Genomic DNA, 24,452 nt, shown 5'->3' on the forward strand with positions numbered 1-24,452 from the left:
TCGATCAATCAGTAAAAATCCACACAAGTTGTTCTTCATAATCTCTTAATGATCTTCTTGTTGGTTCGTCACCAGCAAGCTAGGTCGGCTATATTACTCTTTATTTCTAAAGAGTCAACCGGTAATTCAAATTATTTTAAACTTATCAAATAAAACCCAACTTAATCAATTCAATCAAGTCATTGTTTTATCAGAAGTTTTAATCTTCATCACCGCCGATGGATGTGCATTCTACAGCATTTCATATTCGTTGCAACACCTTTTTTATGATTTATTTTACGCATGTCGCTTTTTTAAACACATAAACATTCTTTTGTATTATTATTGGGCTATATACGCCCTATTTCATATAATAAAACGTATATACACCCAATTTTCTTTCCATTTAATTTAAGACTTTTTTGATTTCGTATGGTTGTTTTTAAAAAAACTGCCTATTTAATAATGGCGTGCTCTATTTCCCCCTTATTATATGCAGCTCCCACAGCAAATATTTTCACAACCACTTTCTCTATTTTGAGTTATGCCAAGTGGGAAACCACTTCACCCAAATTTTGCGTAATTAATAATTCAAGTTTAGTCAATGATTTTAAAAAACTTGCGCCAACCCACAGCACTTATAAAATTACAGCCATCAATGTGAATGACATCAAATCCAGTCATTGCCAAGTTTTATTTTTTTCCAACCTAACAGCAAAAGAAGAACAGAGCATTTTAAACAATCATGTCAATTTCCCTGCCCTCTCTCTAAGTAGCAACAATAGTGAGTGTGAGTCGGGCAGTGCATTTTGTTTGTATAAAAAAAATCAGAGTTATTCGTTTAAAATTAATATGGAAAGCTTAACGCAATCACAAATACATATTGATCCACGGGTTTTATTACTGGCGAAGTCATCGGAGTCAGCTGAATGAAACAACTCTATAACCCAATTACATTACACCAATTATTTACACGTTCGCAGCTCACCATCTTTGCTTTAACTTTTACGATTTGTTCTGCGATTTTTTTGGTGATTTCCACCTATACCATGCATACATATGCAAAAAACAGCTTAACGATTTTATCGAACGCGATAAACGAACGCGTTCAACCTGCTGTGGTCTTTAATGACCAAACAACGATGCGTCAAATTTTAAATGAATACACCCAACTGTATCCTATTCGCTCTATTGAAATTACAAACCATCAAAATGCATCGCTTGCTCATGCCGAGCAACAAGAAATTTCAACATTTTCCAGCCAAGCGATTTTAGATTATTTCTTTTTTAGCCAACCGATTCGTTTAGATATCCATCATGATCAGAAAAGTTATGGCGAACTGATCGTATATGGAAACTCTTCAGATTTAGTTAGTTTCTTCCATAAAATTTTGCTGGGTTTATTTTTAGGTTTTATTCTTTTATTGGCTACTGTGTTTTGGTCGGTGAACTCTGTTTATCAATACTTAATGCAATCCGTTCGCTCTATTGTTGAATCAGCTCAAACCATTAGTATTAAGAAAGATTATAAAATGCGGGTTTCAAACTCTGATATTCAAGAATTACACGCACTCAGTACCGCCTTTAATGGTTTACTTAGTGAAATTGAACAGTCAAATAAAAACTTAATTTCAGAAAATGACAAGCTAATTCATCTAGCACGTCATGATGCATTAACCCAATTACCAAATCGCAATTATTTTTATGAAAAGCTGTTTGAGCTATTTGACTTACAAGCGAACGCTGCCGTGTTCTTTGTCGATATTGAAAACTTTAAACATGTGAATGACCAATATGGACACTTAGCTGGGGATGCTGTACTGCGCGCCTCATCACACTGTTTAAAGCAAGCACTGCCAGATGATGCTTTCGTTGCGCGACTCGGTGGTGATGAATTTGCAATTATTATCAATCGTTTAAATTTCTTGACAGAACTCGAAGTCTTTTGTCACAAAATACATGAATGCTATGGTTCCACATTTGTTTATGAGCAACATAATATTGCATTACAAGCTAATATTGGTGTGGCACTGATCCAAAATGCGAAATCACCAGGAGATCTGATCGCAGATGCGGATCGCGCCATGTATGATGCTAAACTTTCGAATAATCATTGGTGCATTGCACCACAACTCCCCAACTCATAGGATTTGCTATGTTAAAGAACGCATTTAAAGTTTTATTTATACTTGCATTCACGGCCACTATGACAGCCTGCATGAGTTTAGGTAATTTAAGCTACAAACAAGCACGCATGCTTAAAAAAGAAGGTTTTGTCTTAACCAATGATGGTTGGACACTTGCCTTACCAGAACGTCTTTTATTTGGTTTTGATGATTATCAAATTCAACCGCACCAACAAGGCAAGTTAAATACACTCGCCACTCAACTGATTAAATATGACCTAAATAAAATTAAGTTTATTGGTCATACGGATAATGTTGGACAAGCCAATTATAACCAACAACTGTCAGAAAAACGTGCGCAAAGCGTCGCAAACGTCTTCTTAAAGCAAGGTTATAACAGTTCAAATATTCAAATTATTGGTCGTGGTGCTGAACAGCCGATGGTCTCTAATGACACCGAAACAAATCGTGCCATCAACCGTCGTGTAAATATCACCATCGTTCCATAAATAGCGAAAAATAAAAAAGCCACCATAAGGTGGCTTTTTTATTTTTTATAAATTTCAGGCATAAAAAAACCGCTAAATGCGGCATCTTTTACAGTATTGCTTTTGAGATAAATGGTCGGAGCAGTAGGATTCGAACCTACGACCCCCTGGTCCCAAACCAGGTGCACTACCAGGCTGTGCTATGCTCCGCTTTCAACCTTAAAAGTTGGGGTGAATGATGGGATTCGAACCCACGACAACCGGAATCACAATCCGGGGCTCTACCAACTGAGCTACATCCACCATCATGTTCTTGCTTGTGAATAACCAATATAACGCATTTTAAATTACAGGCATAAAAAAACCGCTGTATGCGGTATCTTTTATCGACCGTTTTCTTTAAGAAAATGGTCGGAGCAGTAGGATTCGAACCTACGACCCCCTGGTCCCAAACCAGGTGCACTACCAGGCTGTGCTATGCTCCGAATTGGGGTGAATGATGGGATTCGAACCCACGACAACCGGAATCACAATCCGGGGCTCTACCAACTGAGCTACATCCACCATCACAACAAGTTTCAGATTCTAGTATCAGAACACCATTAAAATGGCGCGCCTGACAGGATTCGAACCTGTGACCATCCGCTTAGAAGGCGGATGCTCTATCCAACTGAGCTACAGGCGCATTACCGATGACATAGACTATCACGCGATTTTTGCCTTGAGAAATTGGTCGGAGCAGTAGGATTCGAACCTACGACCCCCTGGTCCCAAACCAGGTGCACTACCAGGCTGTGCTATGCTCCGTTTCATCTCAGCTTTCGCTGTATCGCATATCGTGCGGTACGGTGTGCATTCTAGGCGTGACGTTGATTAACGTCAACACCTATCTTCAAAAAAACATAAAAAATCATTTCAAGCGATTATTTATCAAGCACTTTAATCATTTTTCAAGCAAAAATTAACGTTTTAAACTGGCACTGAAATTCAACATCCGATCTAAAGGCAATTTAGCACGCTCAGCCAATGCCGGATCTACAAAAATTTCCTGATCACCTTTTTGTAAAACTTCCAGAATGCCATCCAATTCATTCATCGCCATCCAAGGGCAATGCGCACATGAACGACATGTCGCTCCCTCACCTGCCGTCGGTGCTTCGATGAGAATTTTATTCGGCACAGCTTGCTGCATTTTATAAAAAATACCGCGATCTGTTGCCACGATTAAACGTTCGTGTGGCAAGGTTTGTGCAGCCTTGATCAATTGCGAGGTGCTACCGACGGCATCTGCAATATCCACCACAGATTCTGGTGACTCTGGATGCACCAAAACTGCTGCATCGGGATACAGCGCTTTCATATTGGCAATACCACGTGCACGGAACTCTTCATGGACAATACATGCCCCATCCCATAGCAACATGTCTGCACCGGTTTTCTTTTGAATATAGCGACCGAGATGCTGATCGGGTGCCCAAATAATTTTTTCACCTAAACTATCTAAATGCTCAACAATTTCAACAGCACAGCTCGAGGTTACCACCCAATCTGCACGCGCTTTCACTGCTGCCGAGGTATTGGCATATACCACAACCGTATGATCCGGATGTGCATCGCAAAATTTGGTAAATTCATCGACCGGACAGCCCAAATCAAGTGAGCATGTTGCCTCCAGAGTAGGCATCAGTACGGTTTTTTCAGGAGATAAAATCTTCGAGGTCTCCCCCATGAATTTCACTCCTGCAACCACCAACGTCGTTGCTTGATGGTCACGACCAAAACGTGCCATTTCAAGTGAATCCGAAACGCATCCACCGGTCTGTTCTGCTAGTTCCTGCACTTCAGGATCACAGTAATAGTGTGCAACAAGGACAGCGTTACGCTTTTTGAGTTCCGCTTTAATTAATTCAAACTTTTCAAGCTTTGCAGCTTCCGTTAAGTGATGCTCTTTTACATCGCCCAAACGATCCAAATGCGCTTGTACAATTGATTTTGCTTCATTTGCAATTAAGTTGTTTGCATTATTCATCACAACGTCTTCTCTATCCTTAATGCCTGCTACTACACAGGTGCTTCACAACTGACCCATAAATATGGCACTTGGCTATTTTTTACCGGTCATTAAAAAGTTCCACTTATAAAAAAGCCTCACAACGGAGGCTTTTCAAAAACATCAAATATCTTATGAACGGTAATCTGCGTTAATCTTGACATAGTCATACGACAGATCACAGGTATACACAGTATCTTGAGCACTGCCACGCCCTAAATCTACACGGATCGTGATCTCAGATTTTTCCATCTCCGCAGCCCCTGCTGCTTCGGTATAATCTGCTGCGGCACCACCGTCTTTACAGATTTGAACATCACCCAACCAGACCTGAATTTTTTCAACATCTAAGTTTGGCACACCGGCATAACCAATTGCTGCCAAAATACGACCCCAGTTTGGATCTGATGCGAAGATTGCAGTTTTAACTAACGGTGAATGTGCAATGCTATAAGCAATATCACAACATTCTTGAGTATCTGCACCGCCTTCTACCGCCACAGTAATAAACTTCGTCGCACCTTCACCATCACGGACAATGAGCTGTGCAAGACGTTTCATCACACGTGTTAACACATCTAAAACAGCAGCATAACGTGAATCAGCTTCTGAAGTAATTTCTACGCCACCAGCTTGACCCGTTGCAATCAAAATACATGAGTCATTCGTTGAGGTATCACCATCCACCGTAATACGGTTAAACGACAGGTTAACAGTGGTTTTCAAAAGCTGTTGCACCATCTCACGGCTAATGGGTGCATCAGTTGCTACATAACTCAACATGGTCGCCATATTTGGACGAATCATGCCTGCACCTTTAGAAATACCCGTCATGGTATACAGAACCCCATCTAGCTCAAACTGCTCAGATGCACCTTTAGGTGTGGTATCTGTGGTCATAATGCCTGTTGCCGCATCCAACCAAGCATCTTCTTGTAAACTATCTAATGCGGGTTGCAAGCCTTGAACCAAACGATCAATAGGTAATTGCTCGCCAATTACACCCGTTGAAAAAGGAAGGACTTCTGTATTTTGAACACCTGCCAGTTCCGCCAGTTTCGCACATGTCGCTTCAGCATTTGCCATACCGATTTTGCCAGTACCTGCATTGGCATTTCCGGTGTTAATCACTAAATAACGTGGATTACCTGCTAATAAGTGCGCTTTCGAAATATGGACCGGTGCTGCACAAAATGCATTTTGAGTAAAAACGCCTGCGACATTAGAACCTTCAGCAAATTCAAAAATGACAAGGTCACGTCGGTTCTGATAGCGCACATACGCTTCAGCCGAACCGATTTTTACACCTTTCACCACATGCATCTGTGGCATAGATACGTCACCAACTGCCATTTTTCAACGTCCAACTATATGAGTTATAAAAAATACAGCTTAGTGCAAAATCTATAAAAAATCGAGCAGAAGCACGGTTTTGCTGTAATTTTATTGTGCATTTCTTTTGCACATAAAAAAACCAGCCTTTCGACTGGTCTTTATCGCTGTTCGTCGTAAATTAGTTACGCGCAAGCTGAGTTGCTTCATCAAGAAGCACTTGTTTCGCTTTTTGTTGACTCGCAGCAGAAAGGGCTGGGTTTTCAGCCACAATACGGTCAGCATTCGCCGCATTGGCTGCTGCAATTTTTGCAGTTTGCAATACGATTGGACGATTTGGATTGGCAAAGGTATAACGAATACCCGTACGCGGGCTTGCTACAGTCACTTGACCGTCAGTACCAATCTGTACTTGAGTTGTTGTTGGACCAACTGCTTGTTGAACTTTCTCGACAGAAGTCGTCTGAGGAGCGTTTGCAAAGGTAAAAGTTGGCAAAGCCAAAGCAGCAATCATGAACGGTTTTAGTACTTTTTTCATTGTCTTTTCCGTCTTACGGTTATTGATAGAAACTAAATAACATTTAATCCGCTGCACTGCAAATACTATTCAGGTCAGATCAGCTGAGTAAATAAAAAATCAGAGCGCGATGGCTCTGATTTATTTGAAATTAAACAATGCTGTTTAAATTTTACCGTGACATTGTTTATATTTTAGACCTGAACCACATGGGCACGGTGAGTTACGACTTTCTGGCGGAACAATCACTTGCTCTGCAGGGGTATATTGCGCATCGATAACATCATTACCGTTGGCTTCAGCCAACAAATTATCAAAGTCATTGTGTGACAATTGAAGATTCATTGATTCAGCTTGAGCCTGTTTTTGAGCTTCCATTTCTGCAAGCTCTTCGGCTGTAGGCACATGAATACGAGATAAATCTGTCACGACATCTGACTTAATCACAGCAAGCATGTTTACAAATAAATTAAAGGCTTCTTTTTTGTATTCTTGCTCAGGATTTTTCTGCGCATAACCACGTAAATGAATCCCCTGACGTAAGTAATCCATTGCTGCCAAATGCTCTTTCCAATGGCGGTCCAATGAATTCAACATAAAGTGACGTTCGAGCATTGCAGCCGTTTCGTCACCCATTTGCGTACGACGTGAACGGTAGTGCTGAAGAACTTCATCAGTAATACGTTCAACCAAAGCCTCTTCATCCAAACGACGATCTTGCTCTAACCACTGCGAAATTGGCAATTCAATCGATAGATCTTCACGTAGCGCCTTTTCAAGACCTTCTATATCCCACTGATCGTGAATAGACTCAGGTGGAATATATATTTCGATCATGCCTTTAGTCACATCCTGAATCATCGTTTCGATGTAATCTTGTAAAGACGGTTCAACAAGAATTTCATCACGCTGAGAGTAAATAATCTTACGTTGTTCGTTGTTTACGTCATCGTATTTCAATAGATTTTTACGAATATCGAAGTTACGTGCTTCAACTTTACGTTGTGCATTTTCAATCGAGCGTGAAACCATTTTATGCTCAATGGCTTCATCTTCTTTCAGCCCCATGGCACGCATCATTGCAACTACGCGATCACCTGCGAAGATACGCATCAAGTCATCTTCAAGCGACAAGTAGAAACGTGATACACCTGGGTCACCTTGACGGCCCGCACGACCACGTAACTGGTTATCAATACGACGAGATTCATGACGTTCTGAACCAATGATGTGTAAACCACCAGAGTTCAGCACCATTTCATGATTTTGTTCCCACTCTGCTTTCAAACGTGCTTCATCTGCTTCAGTCGGCTCTTCAATCTTCGCCAGCAACGCTTTCCAGTTACCACCTAACAGAATATCAGTACCACGACCGGCCATGTTGGTAGCAATCGTCACTGCACGAGGTGAACCCGCTTGCGCAATAATATCCGCTTCACGCTCATGTTGTTTCGCATTGAGTACTTCATGTTGAATACCAGCTTCTTTCAGCTTATCTGATAAAATTTCAGAGGCTTCAATGGTTGCTGTACCAATCAGGATCGGTGCAACACCCGCTTCATGAACACGTTGAATTTCTTGAATGATGGCGTTGTATTTACCTTCACGATTTAAATAAATTAAATCGTTTTGGTCATTACGAATCATCGGGCGATGGGTTGGAATCAGTACAACATCCAAGCCATAAATTTCTTTCATCTCTGCAGCTTCAGTATCTGCAGTACCCGTCATCCCTGATAATTTTTTGTATAGACGGAAATAGTTCTGGAATGTAGTCGTTGCTAGTGTTTGGTTTTCAGGTTGAATTTCCAAACCTTCTTTTGCTTCCACTGCTTGATGCAAACCTTCTGACCAACGGCGACCCGGCATGGTACGACCAGTGTTTTCATCGACAATGATCACTTCACCTTCGTGGATGATGTAATGCACGTTGCGTTGGTATAGGTAATGCGCACGAATGGCCGCAGAAACATGGTGCACCAAGTTTAAATTAGCAGATGAATATAGACTTTCACCTTCAGCAAGCAAGCCCATTTGAATCAATTCAGCTTCAACAGTTTCATAACCGACTTCGGTCATTTCTACAGAGCGCTGTTTTTCGTCAATCCAGAAGTGACCACCATCTGGTACCTTCTCTTCTTTTTGTGCATGAAGTTTTGGTGGAATGCTGTTAATTGCAGCATACAACTGAGATGAGTCTTCTGATTGACCAGAAATGATCAACGGTGTACGTGCTTCATCAATCAGGATCGAATCGACCTCATCGATGATGGCATAGGTTAAGCTGCGCTGTTTTTTCTCAGCAGCAGAAAACACCATGTTGTCACGCAAGTAATCGAAACCGAATTCGTTGTTGGTACCGTAAGTAATGTCAGCACGATACGCTTGAGCTTTTTCAGTTGGGTCTTGCATTGAGTAAATAATCCCAATGCTTAAACCTAAAAATTCGAATAATGGACGGTTTAACTCAGCATCTCGCTGTGCGAGATAGTCATTCACCGTAATCACGTGAACACCTTCACCACTAATCGCATTGAGGTAACAAGCAAGCGTTCCCATGAGGGTTTTACCTTCACCGGTACGCATCTCTGCGATCTTACCTTCATGCAAGGTAATACCACCAATCAGCTGTACGTCATAATGACGCATGCCCATGACACGCTTCGCAGCTTCACGACAAACAGCAAACGCTTCAGGTAATAATTTATCAAGGCTGTCGCCTTTTTTATAACGTTCTTTGAATTCTTCAGTTTTTGCAGATAAGTCTGCATCGCTTAGAACAGATATCGTCGGCTCGAGCGCATTAATCTTCTCTACGATTTTACGCATGCGTTTGAGTTCGCGCTCATTTTTGGTACCGAAGATTCCTCCGATCAGACTTGCCAACATGAATAGACTCTCTAAATCTTGCTTGTCAAATGAATATATTTTCTTAGTCGTTATTATGGTGCTAGAAATTCGAAGTACAAGGGTTTTGCACAAAAATCCCCTTAAATATTCTGCGCTCGGGTTCTAGCCCCGGAGACTTAAGGCAAGCTAATGTAACAAATTTTCTGCAGACAACATAGTGACTCTGTCGTGAGATATTTCGCATTTATCCCCCAATAAAACTGTTTTATATGAAATATATTCATAAAGAAATGAAAAAACACTATTTTTAATCATAAAAAAAATCCTTCATATTTATTTTCAAGTTAAACAAATTCAATAAATACGGGGATATTCCATGACGATTCGTTTAGGTGATACTGCACCAGACTTTACTCAAGACTCAAGCGAAGGCAGCATTCATTTTTATGACTTTTTAGGTGACAGTTGGGGCATTTTATTTTCGCATCCTGCCGATTACACCCCAGTCTGCACCACAGAACTTGGATTTACCGCAAAACTAAAAGATGAATTTAGCAAACGTGGTGTCAAGGCCATTGCCCTGTCTGTTGATGATGTTGAGTCGCATCATGGTTGGATTAACGACATTAATAATACTCAAAATACCACGGTGAACTTCCCGATCATTGCAGACAAAGACCGTAAAGTGTCCACCCTTTATGATTTCATTCACCCCAATGCCAGCGAGACATTAACTGTTCGCTCTTTGGTGATCATCGATCCAAATAAAAAAGTCCGTTTAATCATTACTTATCCTGCATCTACAGGGCGTAACTTCCATGAAATTTTACGTGTCATTGATTCTTTGCAACTGACAGACAACCATAAAGTTGCAACACCCGCTAACTGGCAACAAGGTGAAGATGTGGTAATTGTGCCGTCATTAAAAGATGAAGCTGAAATCAAACAACGCTTTCCTCAAGGGTATAACGCCGTTACGCCTTACCTTCGTTTAACGCCTCAACCTAAGTAAGGATAAAACGGAGCATTACGCTGTCCGAGCGCAAGATAAGAAGCTCTGCGGCGAGTGACCAAAGCGAAGGTACAACTTTAACTATTTTTAAGCGCGGCACCTGAGTCAACGATGGATCATAACCATAGTTAGTTTAGTTTTCCCCTCAGAACGAATGACGAGCCCGTTCTGGAATTCTCCAACCTGCTCATCTTCGGATGAGCTTTTTTTGATTACAAATTCCTCTCAGGGATTAGATTGGTTAAACCTCTCAAATCCGTTATAACTAAGAAAAACTTGAAAATAACAAACCGTGATTCATCAAATTCATCATTTACATTGTGGTAGTTTTTGTCCAACGTGTGCCCCTTTATTTGGACAGAAAGGCTTTCGCGCACATTTGGTTTGTCATTGCCTGCTCATTGAAACTGATAAAGGGCTCGTCTTAGTCGATACAGGACTGGGCTTACAAGATTATTTACATCCACAAAATCGTTTAGGTCGGTTTATTTCACGCACAGCGCAGATTAAATTTAATCCGCAACTAAGTGCGATTCATCAAATTCAAAAATTAGGTTTTAAGGCTCAAGATGTTCAACACATTTTGTTGTCACACTTAGATTTTGATCATGCTGGCGGGATCTCAGATTTTCCGCAGGCGACCGTGCATGTCTTAGCCAGTGAATATAATGCCACTCAAAATCTTCATAGCTTAAAATCACGACTGCGCTATCGACCACAGCAGTTCCAACAGCATCGTTATTGGAACTTTATCGAAAACATCGGGACGCAAGCATGGTTTAACTTAGAGCACACTGCCGGTCTATCTATTTTTCAAGAGGATATTTTAATGCTCCCACTTTTGGGACATACCGCGGGTCATGCCGGTATTGCGATTAAAAACAACCATCGCTGGTTGTTATATTGCGGCGATGCTTATTACTCACAGCATCAATTAAATCCAAATTTTCATTCGCGGGCCTTAAATCAGCTTGAGCGTTTATTTGCCACCGACAATACACAGCGACTGCACACACTTCATAAGATTCAGCAGTTAGCACAGCATCCGGACATCGATCTCATCTGCGCACATGACCCATTCGAACTCGCTCGCTATCAGAACACAAGCAATGACCGCTAAAATCCTGCCAATGATCCTCCTTAGTGTTAGCTTCAGCTTCACGGGTTGCATGACATCAAATCCATTACCGTTAAATGAACGTCCTAAGCATTGGGGAAAAGTCGTTCATCAACAGCATAATTTTTATCAGATCAGCCCAACAGTATTTCGCAGTGAACAACCTGATGCAGATCTCGCCCCTATTCTACGAGAACAGCACATCGATGTGATCATAAATTTACGTTCGCGGCATCATGACCCAGAACGCTTAGACAACGCTATTGATATGCAAAAGATTAATTTTGTACATATTCCGATACACACGTGGCAAATCGATCGTGAAGATTTATTGGCGGTGATGAAAACCATAAAAGTGGCTGAACAACAGCAGCAAAAAGTATTAATCTATTGCTACCACGGCTCAGACCGTACAGGCGCGAGTGCGGCCATGTACCGTATAATTTTTCAGCATTGGTCCATTGAGGAAGCAAAACGTGAAATGAAACAAGGTGGCTATGGCTTCCACCCTATTTGGAAAAATATTGACCGTTTATTCAGCCCTGAAAATATAAAATGGATTCAGCAACAACTACTGAATCCATCTTATTAAAGGTCATTTCTCAAATAAACTTAGCGTTTATCGAGAGGTACCCAATCAATCACCCAAGCCGATTTCATATTCAAACTTGCATCTGAATTGATCTTTTTACGTGTTGCGTCCGCAGCATCACGGTCCTTCGAAGGGCCAACCATAATACGAATGCCTTTAGATGTAGGACTCTTCGTCACTTTATAGCCTTTTGCACGTAATTTTGCAGCGACGGCATCTGCATTGGCTTCATTGGCAGCTAGAGCAACTTGTACCATCCATTGCTTATCGCCATTTTCCAACAGATCACGTGCTTTTTCAGCTTCAGCTTTTTTCTTGGCTTCGGCTTTACGCTTTTCTTCTGCCTTGTGTTTTTCTTCGGCTTTACGCTTTTCTTCTGCCTTGTGTTTTTCTTCGGCTTTACGCTTTTCTTCAGCCTGTTGCTTCGCTTCGGCTGCTTTCTTATCTGCTGCTTTTTTCTCAGCTTCAGCATGTGCTTTACGTTCAGCTTCTTTTTGAGCATCCGCTTTACGTTTTGCTTCGGCTTTTTGTTTATCTGCTGCGATACGTGCCTGATCAGCCTTTTGCTGCGCCGACTGAGTCTCTAACTTTTTTTGAGCCGCCAACTTATCCTCAGCTAAACGCTTTTGCTTGGCTTTTTCATCTTCAACCAATTCGGGAGGAATATTATCCGAACTTTGTTGAGCTGAACGATGTGCGTTTAAAGCTGCATATTCTTCTGCTGCTTTACGTGCTGCATCCGCTTCCGCTTGTTGTTGCATCGCTAAAAATTCTGCTGCACGTGCTTCTTGCTCCGCAACCGATTTTTCACGGGTACGTCGTTGTTCTTCGAGCAAACGCTTTTCAGTTTCAACATCAACAGTCAATGATGACATTTTACCCGCACCCTGACCTTGTTGCTCAACTTGAGCCATTTCAGGGGTTTGGCTTTGATTTTGATGTATTTCTTCTTTGCCTTTAAGTAAAAGTGCGGCCAGCAGTACACCACCACCTAATAAAACAACACCACCCATCCAGCGTTGTTTGTTATTCATTGACATTCTTCCAGATACTCCCATACCGCTTCTAAGGTATGAAATGAACCACATACCAGAATCAGCTGATTATTCTTTGTTTCTTCCAGCGCGGACTTAAAAGCTAATTGCACATTGTCATAATGTTCTACGACTTGATGCTGCAGTGCGCTATCCAATTGTGTGATAGATGCCGCACGTGGCACATTTAATTGTGCAATTTTCCACATTCTTACCGTATCTTTCAATAAGTTAACGACAGAATTTATGTCTTTATCAGTCAGCATGGAGAAAACGCTGATCACTTCTGTGTATTGTTTATTGTACTGGAGGAAATTTCGCAATTGCTTTAACAAAAATTCAACACCATGCGGGTTATGTCCCGCATCGAAAATCACCGTTTTACCTGCAATTTCTCTAACTTCAAAACGGCCTTGTAACTTGGCATTGATAATCCCCTGAGCGATCGACTGCTGAGAGACCACTAAACCACTGGCCAATATTGCTGCTACAGCCGTAGAGATATTTTCGAGCGCCAAAGAACCCACGGGCAGTTTTAAAGTTGTACCTGATGAAGCAAACATCCAAGATTGTCCGTCATCACTGTACTGATAAAAATAATCACGATTGAGTACATGTAAAGCAGCTTGGCAATCTTCTGCTTTTTGACGAATGGCTTCAGGCAAAACTTGCTGCCCGCCAAAAATTACGGGAATATTTGGACGAATAATTCCTGCTTTCTCAAAAGCAATTTTTTCAATGGTGTCGCCCAACCAATCGGTATGGTCTAAACCAATATTGGTAATCACTGCAACATCTGGATCGACGACATTGACCACATCAAGTCGACCACCTAGGCCTACTTCAAGTACCCATACATCGCAATGTTGCTGTTTAAAAATAACAAAAGCGGCCAAAGTGGTCGCTTCAAAAAAAGATAAACTTAATTCACATTCACGACGCGCCTGATCAACGGCTACAAAAGCATCAATCAGGATTTGGTCGGCCACTTCAACACCTTGAAGCTTTACACGTTCATTGAATCGATAGATATGCGGTGATTGGTATAGCCCCACGTTATACCCTTGGGCATTTAAAATCGCAGCCAAAGTGGTCGTGGTTGAACCTTTACCGTTTGTTCCCGCGACCGTCAGCACTTTCGCATCAGGCTGGGTTACACCGAGTCGTTCTGCAACAGGAATCACCCGTTCCAAACCTAAATCAATACCCGTAACATGAACATGGCTCCAATAATCGAGCCATGTACTTAAAGAATCAGATGCAAGTGGTGCTGTGTTCAAGTCAAATTCATCAATTTCGCTACAATACGATAAACTGTATCACGTAATGCATGACGGTGGACAATTTGATCGACTACACCATGATCAAGCAAATATTCCGCACGTTGGAACGGTTCGTCCAATTTTTCACGTACAGTTTGCTCAATCACACGCTTACCAGCAAAACCAATCATGGCTTTTGGCTCAGCCAAATGAACATCACCGAGCATTGCTAATGATGCAGTCACACCACCATAGACAGGATGTGTCAATACCACTAGATAAGGCAAGCCTGCATCTTTCATTTTTTGGATGGCAGCAGAAGTACGCGCCATTTGCATTAATGACAACATACCTTCTTGCATACGCGCACCACCAGAAGCAGCGAAGCAAATAAGCGGTTGTTTAGCTTTAATCGCAAGTTCAGCCGCTTGAACAAAACGGTCACCCACCACAGTGCCCATTGAACCGCCCATGAAATCAAATTCGAAAGCAGTCGCAATCATTGGAATGCCTTTCAGCGTTCCTTGCATTACCACTAAAGCTTCTGTTTCACCGGTTTTTTTCTGCGCTTCAGACATACGGTCTGGATACGCTTTGCTATCTACAAATTTAAGTGGATCTTTGGCTTTAAATTCTTGACCCAATTCTTTTTGTACTTGGTCAAAGAACCAGTTCAAACGATCACGCGCTTTCATTCGCAAGTGTTCATCACACTGCGGACAAACGTAGGCATTAAATGACATTGCAGTACGAGTCACAAGTGCATGACACTCAGGACATTCAATCGTCGGCTCAGTAAATGTCGCCTTTAATGCTTGCTGTTCATCAGGTACATGAATACCTGGTACCGCACGCTCTGTCCATGGCGTAGATGCACTCAGAATTTTGCCTGTTTTTGCGTCTTGACTCATACTAACTCATCGAGCGCAGCTCGAAGCTCCTTCACTTTATTCACTGTTTCGATTACAGCTTGTTCTGGCGCTAAGTTTGCAAATTGTTTAACAAAAGCACTACCTACAATCACCGCATCCGCAGCAACACCCATGGCTTTCGCCGATGCTGCATCACTGATACCAAAGCCAACGCCGACAGGTACCTGAGTATACGATTTGATTTTTTGAATACGTGCCGCAGCTTCAGCAACGTCTAAAGTCGCTGCACCTGTCACACCTTTCAAAGAAACATAGTAGATAAATCCACTAGCTTGTTTCACCACATGCTGAATACGTTCGTCAGTGGATGTTGGCGCAAGTAAGAAGATTTGATCCATGTCGTATTTTTTCAATACTGCATCTAGATCTTTTGCTTCTTCTGGTGGAAGGTCCACCAAGAGCACGCCATCTACACCGCATTCATGTGCATAGGCAACAAACTTTTCATAGCCGATTACTTCAACAGGGTTTAAATAGCCCATCAGTACTACTGGTGTTTCTGTATCGTTTTTACGGAACTCTTTCACCATGTTCAAGGCATCTAGAGTATTGGTTCCTGCAGCAAGCGCACGCTCAGCGGCAAGTGCAATAACAGGACCATCCGCCATTGGGTCTGAAAATGGAAGACCCAATTCGATCACATCTACACCTGCCTCAACCATTTGATGTAACAAAGGTACCGTTACTTGTGGATGAGGGTCACCAGCCATAACATAAGAAACCAAGGCCTTACGCTGTTGAGATTTAAGCGTTCCAAATCGAGTGGCTAAACGTGACATAGGGTTATACTTTCCTTGAATGAATCAAAACTATGATGTGGGTTTTGTCGAAATACAAGACATCGCATTGTAACGCTATTTTTTACCCATTGAACAGGGTATACAATCCTCCGTCGGCATTTCTCATGCAAACATAATTTTCCAGAACAACCCGAAAGCATCATTTACCGATATTTCAGTTTTTTTCACAATGATCAAAGATGCCTAATTTTAGGATCTGGCAAAATTATAAGGTTTTAGATTAACTTAATTTTATCATCAAAAAAATGTTAAAAATAACAGGCTTAGCATTTACATTTTAATTTTCCTTAAATTGCAAAACCTGCTTTATACTAGCCGCATACTTTTATTTTTTTATCTCCTATGTCCTCCGATTCACAAGTGAAAGTGCCTGCTCGGGCATTTGCACTGCTCCCGCTTATTGTTTTTCTGACCATTTTTTTGGGCAGTGGTATTTACCATTCCATCATTGGAACTGAGTTTGCGTTCTATCAAGTGAAAGCCCCAGTCGCTGCTCTTCCTGCAATTGTATTGGCAATTTTGCTCTATCGCGGCAAGATCAATGACGCGATTGATACCTTTATGAAAGGTGCTAGCCACCCGAATTTGATCTTAATGTTCATGGTCTTTATGCTCGCTGGTGCTTTTGCCAGTGTCAGCAGTGCCATCGGTAGTGTCGATGCAACAGTGCAGTTGGGACTATCGATGATTGCGCCTGAGTTCGTGCTGCCCATGCTGTTTATTATTGCGGCCTTTATTGCCACAGCGATGGGAACCTCCATGGGCACCATTGCAGCCTGCGCGCCAATTGCCTTTGGTTTTACACAAGTCACCGAAATTGAAGTGGTGTATGCCATTGGTGCTGTGGTCGGTGGTGCTATGTTTGGTGATAATCTGTCGATGATTTCAGATACCACCATTGCTGCAACGAACAGTCAAAAAGTTCAACTTCGCGATAAATTTAAGGTCAATGTCTGGATTGCTGTTCCTGCATCGATCGTCAGCATCTGTATCTATTTAATTATGAGTCAAGGTTCACAAGCGATTGAACACAAAGCTTATAATGCGTGGCTAATCCTGCCGTATTTAGCCGTATTTATTTTGGCCTTTTCACGTTTGCACGTGCTTGCTGTGCTGACTATTGGTGTCTTACTGTCTGGTTTGATTGGTTTGGTGATTCAACCTGAATTTAATTTTTTAAGCTTAAATAATTCTATTTATGAGGGCTTTACCGGCATGTTTGAAGTTGCCCTGCTTTCTATTTTCTTAGGTGGTATTTCTGCCATTATGCAAAAAGAAGGCGGTTTAGAGTGGCTGATTCAACGTATTTACAGCATTACACGCTGCTTTAAAGTTGGTGCTGAACGCGCAGGTGAAATTGGTATCAGTTTCTTGGTGATTTTCTCTAACCTATTTGTAGCAAACAACACTGTCGCAATTATTTTATCTGGTGACATGGCACGTGAAGTCGCCAAAGAATATGGTGTAGACCCTAAACGTGCTGCTGCGCTCTTGGATATTTTCTCTTGCGTAGTCCAAGGTCTCATTCCTTATGGCGCACAGCTGTTACTGGCTTGTTCGATCGCAAAACTTTCGCCTGTGGAACTGATTGGTAGTGTGTATTACTGTTGGGTCTTGGCAATCTTTGCCATCCTTGCCATTTTACTTCGGTATCCAAAATTAAAAGCTGCGGCATAAGTTTGGCTTTAAAGAAAAGCGGTCGTTTGACCGCTTTTTTTAATGTTGTTTGAAAGGCTTTTCTTAACGAGCAATCTGCACGTTTTATTCTAATCTCAAGGCTTTTTTTCGCGCTAATAATGTCTCTCCGCTATATGCCTTAAAAGCACGTGCCAAAGCAGACTGATCTGAATAACCTAGCTGTAAAGCGATATCTGTCAAATGGGTTTGTTGTGAAAGTAGATATTCACAGCGTTTCATCCGTTCAATCTCCAAAAGTCGTTTAAACGAGGTGTCTTTCTCCTGTAGCTGTCGTTGCAGGGTTCTCACTGACAGATGTAACTCTTCTGCTAACCACTCTATTTTAGGGGCTTGCTGTTGTAATTTGAGATAATCTGCGATGCATTGTTGCATCTGTAGAATTGGATCTGCATGTTGCGGACGCGCGGCTATCGCCTCTTCGGCCTGACGTAATAACAATTGCATCAGCGATGGGTCAGCAAGTTCTGACTTTAAATCCAAACTGTCTGCATGAATCACAAATGAATATTTAAGGGTCGAAAATTCCATTTGGCAGCCATAAAACTTTTCATAGTGATAACGTGCCATCCGCGGCGCATGGGCAAAATGAATGCGGAGTAACTTTAAAGAATCTGGAAAAATTTGCTTGGCCAAATGTGCCATACAGGCCATGGTCAACTCATTCACCAAAGCATATTCATCATCATGCTGTGGCCAAGACAGAATAATTTGATGATCTTGATGGCTCATATTCATTGGCACAATTTGCGCCCCATCAATCACCAAACGACTAAATCGCATCACATATTGCAAAGCATCTGCAACGCTATTACTCAGTGTCGCCATATAGCCTAACACCCCAAAATGCTCCGCACGAATATACTTGGCCATTTCAAAAACCAATTGCGGACAATCCAGATGCTGCTGAGTCAGTTGCATGATGCTGTTAAAAAAAGAATTCGGCGATTGAGAGTCGATCGGCAAAGACAGCACATGCTGAATTTGCGCAGCATACGGCGCAATCCATTCGAGCTGTGTATAGTTTAATTCACGCTCAAGTAAGACCATATTCCATAGTTGGAAGTAACCATTTGGGATCTGAATTTCAGCCATCTCGCCCCTCTTTCTGACCTGCCAATTCTGACATTTTATATTTTCTTCATGGCGTAAAATGTATAAAAATTGGCAATATCTGTCAAAACAAAGTGCAATTTCTCCGACATACTGCAATCAATACGACTCGCACAGAAAAAATATCATGAATGCTATCGTCAAATATCAAGTCGAACCCATTGTTCGCACAAAGCTAAATTTTAAGTTAGAAGAAATCCCGCGCTATTGGTTTGGCGGAGACCCCTTTTTAACACGTATGTTTGATGCCTTGAGCCTGACCTTTCCTGATGGCGAGCGCTATTTTATTGAATCTGTACGTCTGTTCCGCAGTCAAATTCAAGACCCTGATTTACAACAACGTGTCGCTGACTTTATTCGTCAAGAAGCGCAGCACGGTATGGCGCATGACAAAATGAATATGTTGATGAAACAACAAGGCATGCCTGTCGATGCGTTCATTAAACGTCTGAATAAAATTTTTAAATTTGAACTGAGCAAGCGCTCACCAGAATACAACATTGCCATGACGGCTTCCGCCGAGCATTTAACTGCGCTGATGGCTGAAACGTTCTGTAGCCAAAAGTCCGTCTTAGAATCTGCGCATCCTTATGTCCGTGCATTATTTATTTGGCATGCGATAGAAGAAATGGAACATCGCGATGTGGCTTTTGATGTGATGAAAGATGTGGCGAAGGTCGATGAAAATTTAAAGAAATTCACTTTGGTTTGGACCAGTGGATTGATGCTCGGCTTTACCTTATACCGTGCTAATGTGATGCTGAAACATGACGGGTTCAGCTTCACTGAACGTTTAAAATTAAATATGAAAGGCTTACCGTGGTTCTTTGGTAAAAATGGCACCCTCACCCGTATGAGCAAGCCATATCGAGATTGGTTTAAAAAAGACTTCCATCCGAGTCAGCATCCCATTGTGCAAAATTATGATCTTTGGTTAAAAACTTATGAAGAAACCAATGATCCAATTCAAGCTGCAGAAGTGTTTTGGCAAGCTGCAAAATAAAAATTGAATAAAAAAAGCCGCATCGATTGCGGCTTTTTTATAGGCTTAGACTTACCATTTTGCATAGTGCTGCTCAAGTAAACCATATTCATTTAAGAATACAATTTCTTCGCCATCACGTTGAATTGTACCGCTAATTTTTGCCTGCCATTGACTGAACTGACTCCCGACCAATCTTAAATTCAGGTTTTCATAGCGCCGCCAACCTGTGGTGACGATCAAATTTAAGCTGTTGTCTAATGAACTAATATTCCATTGATTATCGCCTTGTTGCTGGAACAGCACATCAGACATGGCATACAGATGTCCATTGACCCACAGACAATTTTCATTGCCAAAGCTTTCATTTACACCAGAGGCAAGATTGATCCCAACGCGTCGATTTTGACTGTCCCAAAAGTTACACGAAAGCCAAAACCATGCGGTTTCAGGACGAAGAAAACCACAGGTATCATCTAAAGACACCAATGTCCGGTCATGGAATTGAATGGTTTTGCCTTGCTTATTGATAAAGAAACCTTCACAGCCTAACGTCGTCAATTTTTGAGTATAGGTCCAACCATTAATCCCTGTGGGGCTACACATACTCAGCGGATCAGTCCCCGCACAAAACACTCGAGCGCTCAGTTTGAGTTCGCCATGTTTCGACATTTGAATGTATCGCACACCATTGGCATGCTGAATGTCCAGTTGAATCCCTGACTTAATAAAATGACTCTGATTAAATAAAGGTTGTTCATCTAAAACGGTATTGCGTGACAGGAAATTAATCGAATTCCATTCCAACACTTCATTCGTAATATGGTCATACACATAGACAAAACCGTGCCCTGCCCACGCGATATCGGCAATTGCTAGACCAATCGTATAATGTTCATGCTGAATACAACAAAATTTAAATTTTTTATATTTTAAACGCTTACGCCAACCTTCAAGTCGTTTTCCATACGGTGTCTTATATTCATACTTACTTAAATCGATGCGATTGGGAAGTTCACTAAAACGCCCATAATGCGGCTGTCCATTCGGCCGTATTAAATCCATATACGCCATTCCATTGAGGTTTAAGGTCTAAATCCTGAATGTTATTATGCCTATTATTTAACGCCTGAAAAGACAATCCATCTGATTTCAGGCGAATATCACAAAAAAATATAAAAGCTGACATTTCAGCTCTTAATCATCACAAATGTTCATTTATTAAGATGTAATCATTTTTCCATGAATTTTGCTGGCTATGCGGCGTTTCAACCAATTTGATATAGCGCCCATACACATGATCAATCGTAATAAAATCATCAACATCTAGGGTTCGGTCGGTATGCTGTTTTTGCCAATGTGACTCAAAAAAAGCCTTGCCTCGTTGTTTTGCAACAACGGCATTTTGTCCTGTCACCAAAACATAACGATGTAATTCACCAAATTCGCGGGCATCATATCCCCCGAGATTAATCAGCCATAATTTTTCATCTTCAGCTCGGGGCGCGGCATCACAAAATTGGATGCGATAATGCCGATTTTCAGTGCTGACTGTATGTACTTGTGCCCAAGCATCAATATGTAAGCCTTTTTGCTCACCAAACCATGCCGTTCTCAGTTGCGGATAAACCTCTTCTAATGCGTTACCCACTGCAAGAATGACGTCATGCACTTCAATATTTGCTCTTGGATGGCGTCCGCCGAGCATCACCATAAATAAACTGGACACAATCTTCCCCCTATTTTTGACTTCAACTGCCCACATAGGGCTGAAGCAATTTCAATAAAATCACGCCGCCTAAAGAGAGTACTGCATTGTTGACGAAATGAATGAGTAAGACATGCCAAATGTTACGCGTCCACAAATAGATGAGGTTGAGAAATAGACCTGCAACCATAAAACTGATGGTCGCAATCAAATCGCCATCGAAATTATGATAATGAATCAAGCCAAATAAAATTGAGTTCAGTAATACCAATATCAATCGCCATAGCCACGGCTGTATAAATAGCTTTTGTAGCAAGGTATAGCGGAAAATAATATCTTCGAGCAATGCGGTAAATAATGGCCCAAGGCTGATGATCAGCAAGCTAAAAAACGCAATCGTATTGGGATCAATGGTCGATTCTTTTTCAATGTTCTCACCAACGGGCAACAGACTGCGTGTAAAAGAAATCACCACTTGTAAGACGACTGCACCGACAACCACCAACAGGCTTGAGCGCCAAAAGGCCTGCTTATACTTTTGCCAGTGCGTATACAGCATCGTTTTATAGAGCCAACATACAGCAATAAATAAAATGCCGCGAAAAATCGAATCGCCCAAAGCAACTTGAACCGACGCACCGAACAATTGATCCAAGACAAAGCTATTCAGCAAAATCAAAGGAATGATGAGTACCGCAAAAGTATCCCGTGCATTCCAACTGATTTTTTGAGGAAATGATTCAGCACGAACCAAGTGTGTAAATGTCATTATTATTGAGTCTTTCAACGCTATAAATTTCAGCAATATTGTGACTTATCTCACTCTTTAACTTTGCTTGTTTTTTGTAGGCCTTTTTAGACTTACATTTATGGTCATAAAAAAAATCGCGCGGAATTGCTTCTGCGCGATTTTTTAATCCTCACCTTTAACAAAGCAGGGCTTTTCCCCTCTTTATTAAAGAGGGGTTGGGGGAGATTTTACATCTCAACCATTTCCACGCCATCAATGCGGGCAACGGTCATTAAGTCTTTATCACCACGGCCTGATACAGTCGCAATAATGATTTGGTCTTTGTCCATGGTCGGCGCAAGTTTCGTCACATAAGCCATCGCATGTGAGCTTTCCAATGCAGGGATAATACCTTCAATTTGGGTTAAATCACGGAAGCCTTGTAGCGCTTCAGTGTCATTGATTGGCACATAGTTCACACGGTGCATATCTTTGAGGAAACTGTGCTCAGGGCCTACACCTGGGTAGTCCAGGCCTGCAGAGATTGAATGTGTTTCAATGATTTGACCTTGATCATCCGACATCAAGTACGTACGGTTACCGTGAAGTACACCGACATGACCTGCGTTTAATGGTGCAGAATGCTTGCCCGTTTCAATGCCGTAGCCTGCAGCTTCAACACCGTACATTTTCACATCTTCATCATTTAAGAATGGATAGAATAAGCCCATTGCATTTGAACCGCCGCCTACACATGCAACAAGCGCATCTGGTAAACGGCCAGCTTGTTCCTGAATTTGTTTACGCGCTTCACGACCAATAATCGATTGGAAATCACGAACCAATTGCGGATACGGATGCGGACCTGCAACGGTACCAATCACATAATAAGTTGAATCAACATTGGTTACCCAGTCACGCATCGCTTCGTTCATGGCATCTTTCAATGTTTTTGAACCGCTTTCTACAGGTACAACTGTCGCGCCAAGCAAACGCATACGGTACACGTTCATCGCTTGACGTTTTACGTCTTCTGCACCCATGAACACTACGCATTCAAGGCCTAAACGCGCTGCAATTGTTGCCGTTGCTACACCGTGCTGACCTGCGCCAGTTTCCGCAATAATACGTTTTTTACCTGAAAGCTTAGCCAGCAAAGCCTGACCAATGGTGTTATTCACTTTATGTGAACCTGTATGGTTCAGGTCTTCACGTTTTAAATAAATTTGCGCACCACCCAACTCTTTCGACCATCGTTCAGCATAATACAAAGGACTAGGACGACCGACGTAATACGCCAAGTCACGGTCGAATTCTGCCAAAAACTGGGCATCATCTTTCATGCGGAAATAGAGCTTTTCTAAGTCCTTAAGTGCTGCCATTAGAGTTTCTGACACAAAACGCCCGCCATGAATACCGAAATGCCCTTGTGCGTCAGGGAATTGGGTATAGTCAATCTTATTTTGCTGATCCACGATGGACTCCTTGCATAAAGCGTTCTATGAGTTGTTGGTCTTTAATACCTTTTGCCGATTCTACACCACCACTCACATCTACGGCGTAAGCACCTGTGGTTTGAATCGCTTCTTCAATATTGTCAGGCTTTAAACCGCCCGCCAAAATTAAAGGAATATCGAGTTTTGGGAACTGTGCCCAGTCAAAGCTATGCCCTGTACCGCCTTTCAACTCTGGATGCCATGCATCCAATAGTACGGCACTTGCCCCTGCCTGCTGAAAAGCTTGGATTTCTGCAATCACATCCAATTCAGGTTTCATTTGAATGGCTTTATACCAACGGCGTCCAACGGACTTCGCAATCGTTTGGCACTGTTCAGGGCTTTCATCGCCATGAAACTGCAGTATGTCTACAGGTGAAATTTTTAAAATAGCCTGTATGTCCACAGCCGACGCATTCACAAATAAACCCACGGTCTGCACGTACGGCGGCACATGCTGAATCAGTTCAGCGGCCTGCACTGCCGTTACACTGCGCGGGCTGGGCGCAAAGAATACAAATCCTATCGCATCTGCACCAGCTTGGACGACAGACTGAATATCTTGAGTACGTGTAATTCCGCAGATTTTGGCACGGGTTCGCATGTTGTTTTGGCTCTGACTCCGCCCTATTCATAG

The 24,452-nt window shown here is 41.9% G+C and carries 22 protein-coding genes and 6 tRNA genes; 8 read left to right on the forward strand and 20 right to left on the reverse strand.

The window, feature by feature from the left end:
• The first annotated feature begins 411 nt into the window (after positions 1–411).
• From FTT72_RS09925 to FTT72_RS09935, 3 genes are read left to right on the forward strand one after another with little or no spacing between them, the layout of a single operon-like run.
• Entirely contained in the window at positions 412–912 is a 501-nt protein-coding gene (locus tag FTT72_RS09925; protein ID WP_180055830.1) for a YfiR family protein, read from the forward strand.
• Positions 909–2,126, forward strand: coding sequence for a diguanylate cyclase domain-containing protein (locus FTT72_RS09930; protein ID WP_180178295.1), 1,218 nt, complete (start codon positions 909–911; stop codon positions 2,124–2,126). The genes FTT72_RS09925 and FTT72_RS09930 overlap by 4 nt, the downstream gene beginning before the upstream one ends.
• Before the next feature lie 8 nt (positions 2,127–2,134).
• Complete coding sequence (locus FTT72_RS09935) at positions 2,135–2,614, forward strand: OmpA family protein (protein WP_180059412.1); 480 nt, start codon at positions 2,135–2,137, stop codon at positions 2,612–2,614.
• A 112-nt stretch (positions 2,615–2,726) separates the two neighbouring features.
• On the opposite strand, the gene FTT72_RS09940 is transcribed toward FTT72_RS09935, so the two are convergent.
• From FTT72_RS09940 to secA, 10 genes are all read right to left on the reverse strand, one after another.
• Positions 2,727–2,803, reverse strand: a tRNA-Pro gene (locus FTT72_RS09940).
• A 17-nt stretch (positions 2,804–2,820) separates the two neighbouring features.
• A tRNA-His gene (locus tag FTT72_RS09945) sits at positions 2,821–2,896 on the reverse strand.
• Positions 2,897–3,001: 105 nt separating this feature from the next.
• Positions 3,002–3,078 (reverse strand) — tRNA-Pro (locus FTT72_RS09950).
• Between the two features lie 3 nt (positions 3,079–3,081).
• Positions 3,082–3,157 (reverse strand) — tRNA-His (locus tag FTT72_RS09955).
• Between the two features lie 44 nt (positions 3,158–3,201).
• A tRNA-Arg gene (locus tag FTT72_RS09960) sits at positions 3,202–3,278 on the reverse strand.
• 45 nt (positions 3,279–3,323) lie between these two features.
• Positions 3,324–3,400: transfer RNA gene (locus tag FTT72_RS09965), tRNA-Pro, on the reverse strand.
• A 154-nt stretch (positions 3,401–3,554) separates the two neighbouring features.
• Entirely contained in the window at positions 3,555–4,622 is a 1,068-nt protein-coding gene (gene nadA / locus FTT72_RS09970) for a quinolinate synthase NadA (RefSeq protein WP_180178296.1), read from the reverse strand.
• A 153-nt stretch (positions 4,623–4,775) separates the two neighbouring features.
• Positions 4,776–5,996: a bifunctional glutamate N-acetyltransferase/amino-acid acetyltransferase ArgJ gene (gene argJ / locus FTT72_RS09975; RefSeq protein WP_180178297.1), complete on the reverse strand. Its 1,221-nt coding sequence runs from the start codon at positions 5,994–5,996 to the stop codon at positions 4,776–4,778.
• A gap of 160 nt (positions 5,997–6,156) precedes the next feature.
• Positions 6,157–6,513 (reverse strand): hypothetical protein, encoded by a 357-nt coding sequence (locus tag FTT72_RS09980; RefSeq protein ID WP_180055834.1) that lies wholly within the window; start codon positions 6,511–6,513, stop codon positions 6,157–6,159.
• A 144-nt stretch (positions 6,514–6,657) separates the two neighbouring features.
• The gene (secA, locus tag FTT72_RS09985) at positions 6,658–9,381 is read right to left on the reverse strand and encodes a preprotein translocase subunit SecA (protein ID WP_180089790.1); all 2,724 of its coding nucleotides are present in this window, start codon (positions 9,379–9,381) and stop codon (positions 6,658–6,660) included.
• A gap of 337 nt (positions 9,382–9,718) precedes the next feature.
• Here secA and FTT72_RS09990 point away from each other — a divergent pair, with 337 nt between their 5' ends.
• From FTT72_RS09990 to FTT72_RS10000, 3 genes are all read left to right on the forward strand, one after another.
• A complete protein-coding gene (locus FTT72_RS09990; RefSeq protein WP_111885391.1) occupies positions 9,719–10,354 on the forward strand; it encodes a peroxiredoxin in 636 nt (211 codons plus the stop codon).
• A 292-nt stretch (positions 10,355–10,646) separates the two neighbouring features.
• A complete protein-coding gene (locus FTT72_RS09995) occupies positions 10,647–11,474 on the forward strand; it encodes an MBL fold metallo-hydrolase (protein WP_180118295.1) in 828 nt (275 codons plus the stop codon).
• Between the two features lie 49 nt (positions 11,475–11,523).
• The gene (locus FTT72_RS10000) at positions 11,524–12,063 is read left to right on the forward strand and encodes a dual specificity protein phosphatase family protein (protein ID WP_373683458.1); all 540 of its coding nucleotides are present in this window, start codon (positions 11,524–11,526) and stop codon (positions 12,061–12,063) included.
• Positions 12,064–12,083: 20 nt separating this feature from the next.
• Here the strand turns inward: FTT72_RS10000 and FTT72_RS10005 are convergent, their stop codons facing one another.
• The 4 genes from FTT72_RS10005 to trpA are packed head-to-tail and all read right to left on the reverse strand — an operon-like array spanning position 12,084 to position 16,070.
• Entirely contained in the window at positions 12,084–13,103 is a 1,020-nt protein-coding gene (locus tag FTT72_RS10005; protein ID WP_373683938.1) for an SPOR domain-containing protein, read from the reverse strand.
• Complete coding sequence (gene folC / locus FTT72_RS10010) at positions 13,094–14,377, reverse strand: bifunctional tetrahydrofolate synthase/dihydrofolate synthase (RefSeq protein WP_180065258.1); 1,284 nt, start codon at positions 14,375–14,377, stop codon at positions 13,094–13,096. The genes FTT72_RS10005 and folC overlap by 10 nt, the downstream gene beginning before the upstream one ends.
• Entirely contained in the window at positions 14,374–15,270 is an 897-nt protein-coding gene (gene accD / locus FTT72_RS10015; RefSeq protein ID WP_168378778.1) for an acetyl-CoA carboxylase, carboxyltransferase subunit beta, read from the reverse strand. Before accD ends, folC begins: the two co-directional genes overlap by 4 nt.
• Positions 15,267–16,070, reverse strand: a complete 804-nt coding sequence (gene trpA, locus FTT72_RS10020) for a tryptophan synthase subunit alpha (protein ID WP_078191221.1) — start codon at positions 16,068–16,070, stop codon at positions 15,267–15,269. The genes accD and trpA overlap by 4 nt, the downstream gene beginning before the upstream one ends.
• A 363-nt stretch (positions 16,071–16,433) precedes the next feature.
• Between trpA and FTT72_RS10025 the strand changes: the two genes are divergently transcribed.
• Positions 16,434–17,768: a Na+/H+ antiporter NhaC family protein gene (locus tag FTT72_RS10025; RefSeq protein WP_180178298.1), complete on the forward strand. Its 1,335-nt coding sequence runs from the start codon at positions 16,434–16,436 to the stop codon at positions 17,766–17,768.
• Between the two features lie 84 nt (positions 17,769–17,852).
• Here FTT72_RS10025 and FTT72_RS10030 read toward each other — a convergent pair whose 3' ends face one another.
• Entirely contained in the window at positions 17,853–18,881 is a 1,029-nt protein-coding gene (locus FTT72_RS10030; protein WP_180074279.1) for an AraC family transcriptional regulator, read from the reverse strand.
• Positions 18,882–19,026: 145 nt separating this feature from the next.
• On the opposite strand from FTT72_RS10030, the gene FTT72_RS10035 reads away from it, so the two are divergent.
• A complete protein-coding gene (locus FTT72_RS10035; RefSeq protein ID WP_078191325.1) occupies positions 19,027–19,902 on the forward strand; it encodes a metal-dependent hydrolase in 876 nt (291 codons plus the stop codon).
• Between the two features lie 51 nt (positions 19,903–19,953).
• Here the strand turns inward: FTT72_RS10035 and FTT72_RS10040 are convergent, their stop codons facing one another.
• From FTT72_RS10040 to FTT72_RS10060, 5 genes are all read right to left on the reverse strand, one after another.
• Positions 19,954–20,946, reverse strand: a complete 993-nt coding sequence (locus FTT72_RS10040) for a DUF2804 domain-containing protein (protein ID WP_180040652.1) — start codon at positions 20,944–20,946, stop codon at positions 19,954–19,956.
• Positions 20,947–21,085: 139 nt separating this feature from the next.
• A complete protein-coding gene (locus tag FTT72_RS10045) occupies positions 21,086–21,610 on the reverse strand; it encodes a DUF1543 domain-containing protein (RefSeq protein ID WP_180178299.1) in 525 nt (174 codons plus the stop codon).
• A gap of 22 nt (positions 21,611–21,632) precedes the next feature.
• Positions 21,633–22,358 (reverse strand): CPBP family intramembrane glutamic endopeptidase, encoded by a 726-nt coding sequence (locus FTT72_RS10050; protein WP_180009072.1) that lies wholly within the window; start codon positions 22,356–22,358, stop codon positions 21,633–21,635.
• Between the two features lie 209 nt (positions 22,359–22,567).
• Complete coding sequence (gene trpB, locus FTT72_RS10055; RefSeq protein WP_180024528.1) at positions 22,568–23,794, reverse strand: tryptophan synthase subunit beta; 1,227 nt, start codon at positions 23,792–23,794, stop codon at positions 22,568–22,570.
• Positions 23,778–24,419 (reverse strand): phosphoribosylanthranilate isomerase, encoded by a 642-nt coding sequence (locus tag FTT72_RS10060; RefSeq protein ID WP_180022408.1) that lies wholly within the window; start codon positions 24,417–24,419, stop codon positions 23,778–23,780. Before FTT72_RS10060 ends, trpB begins: the two co-directional genes overlap by 17 nt.
• Between the last annotated feature and the right edge of the window lie 33 nt (positions 24,420–24,452).

This window comes from Acinetobacter sp. YH01005 (genome assembly GCF_013420465.1).
Lineage (GTDB): Bacteria > Pseudomonadota > Gammaproteobacteria > Pseudomonadales > Moraxellaceae > Acinetobacter > Acinetobacter amyesii.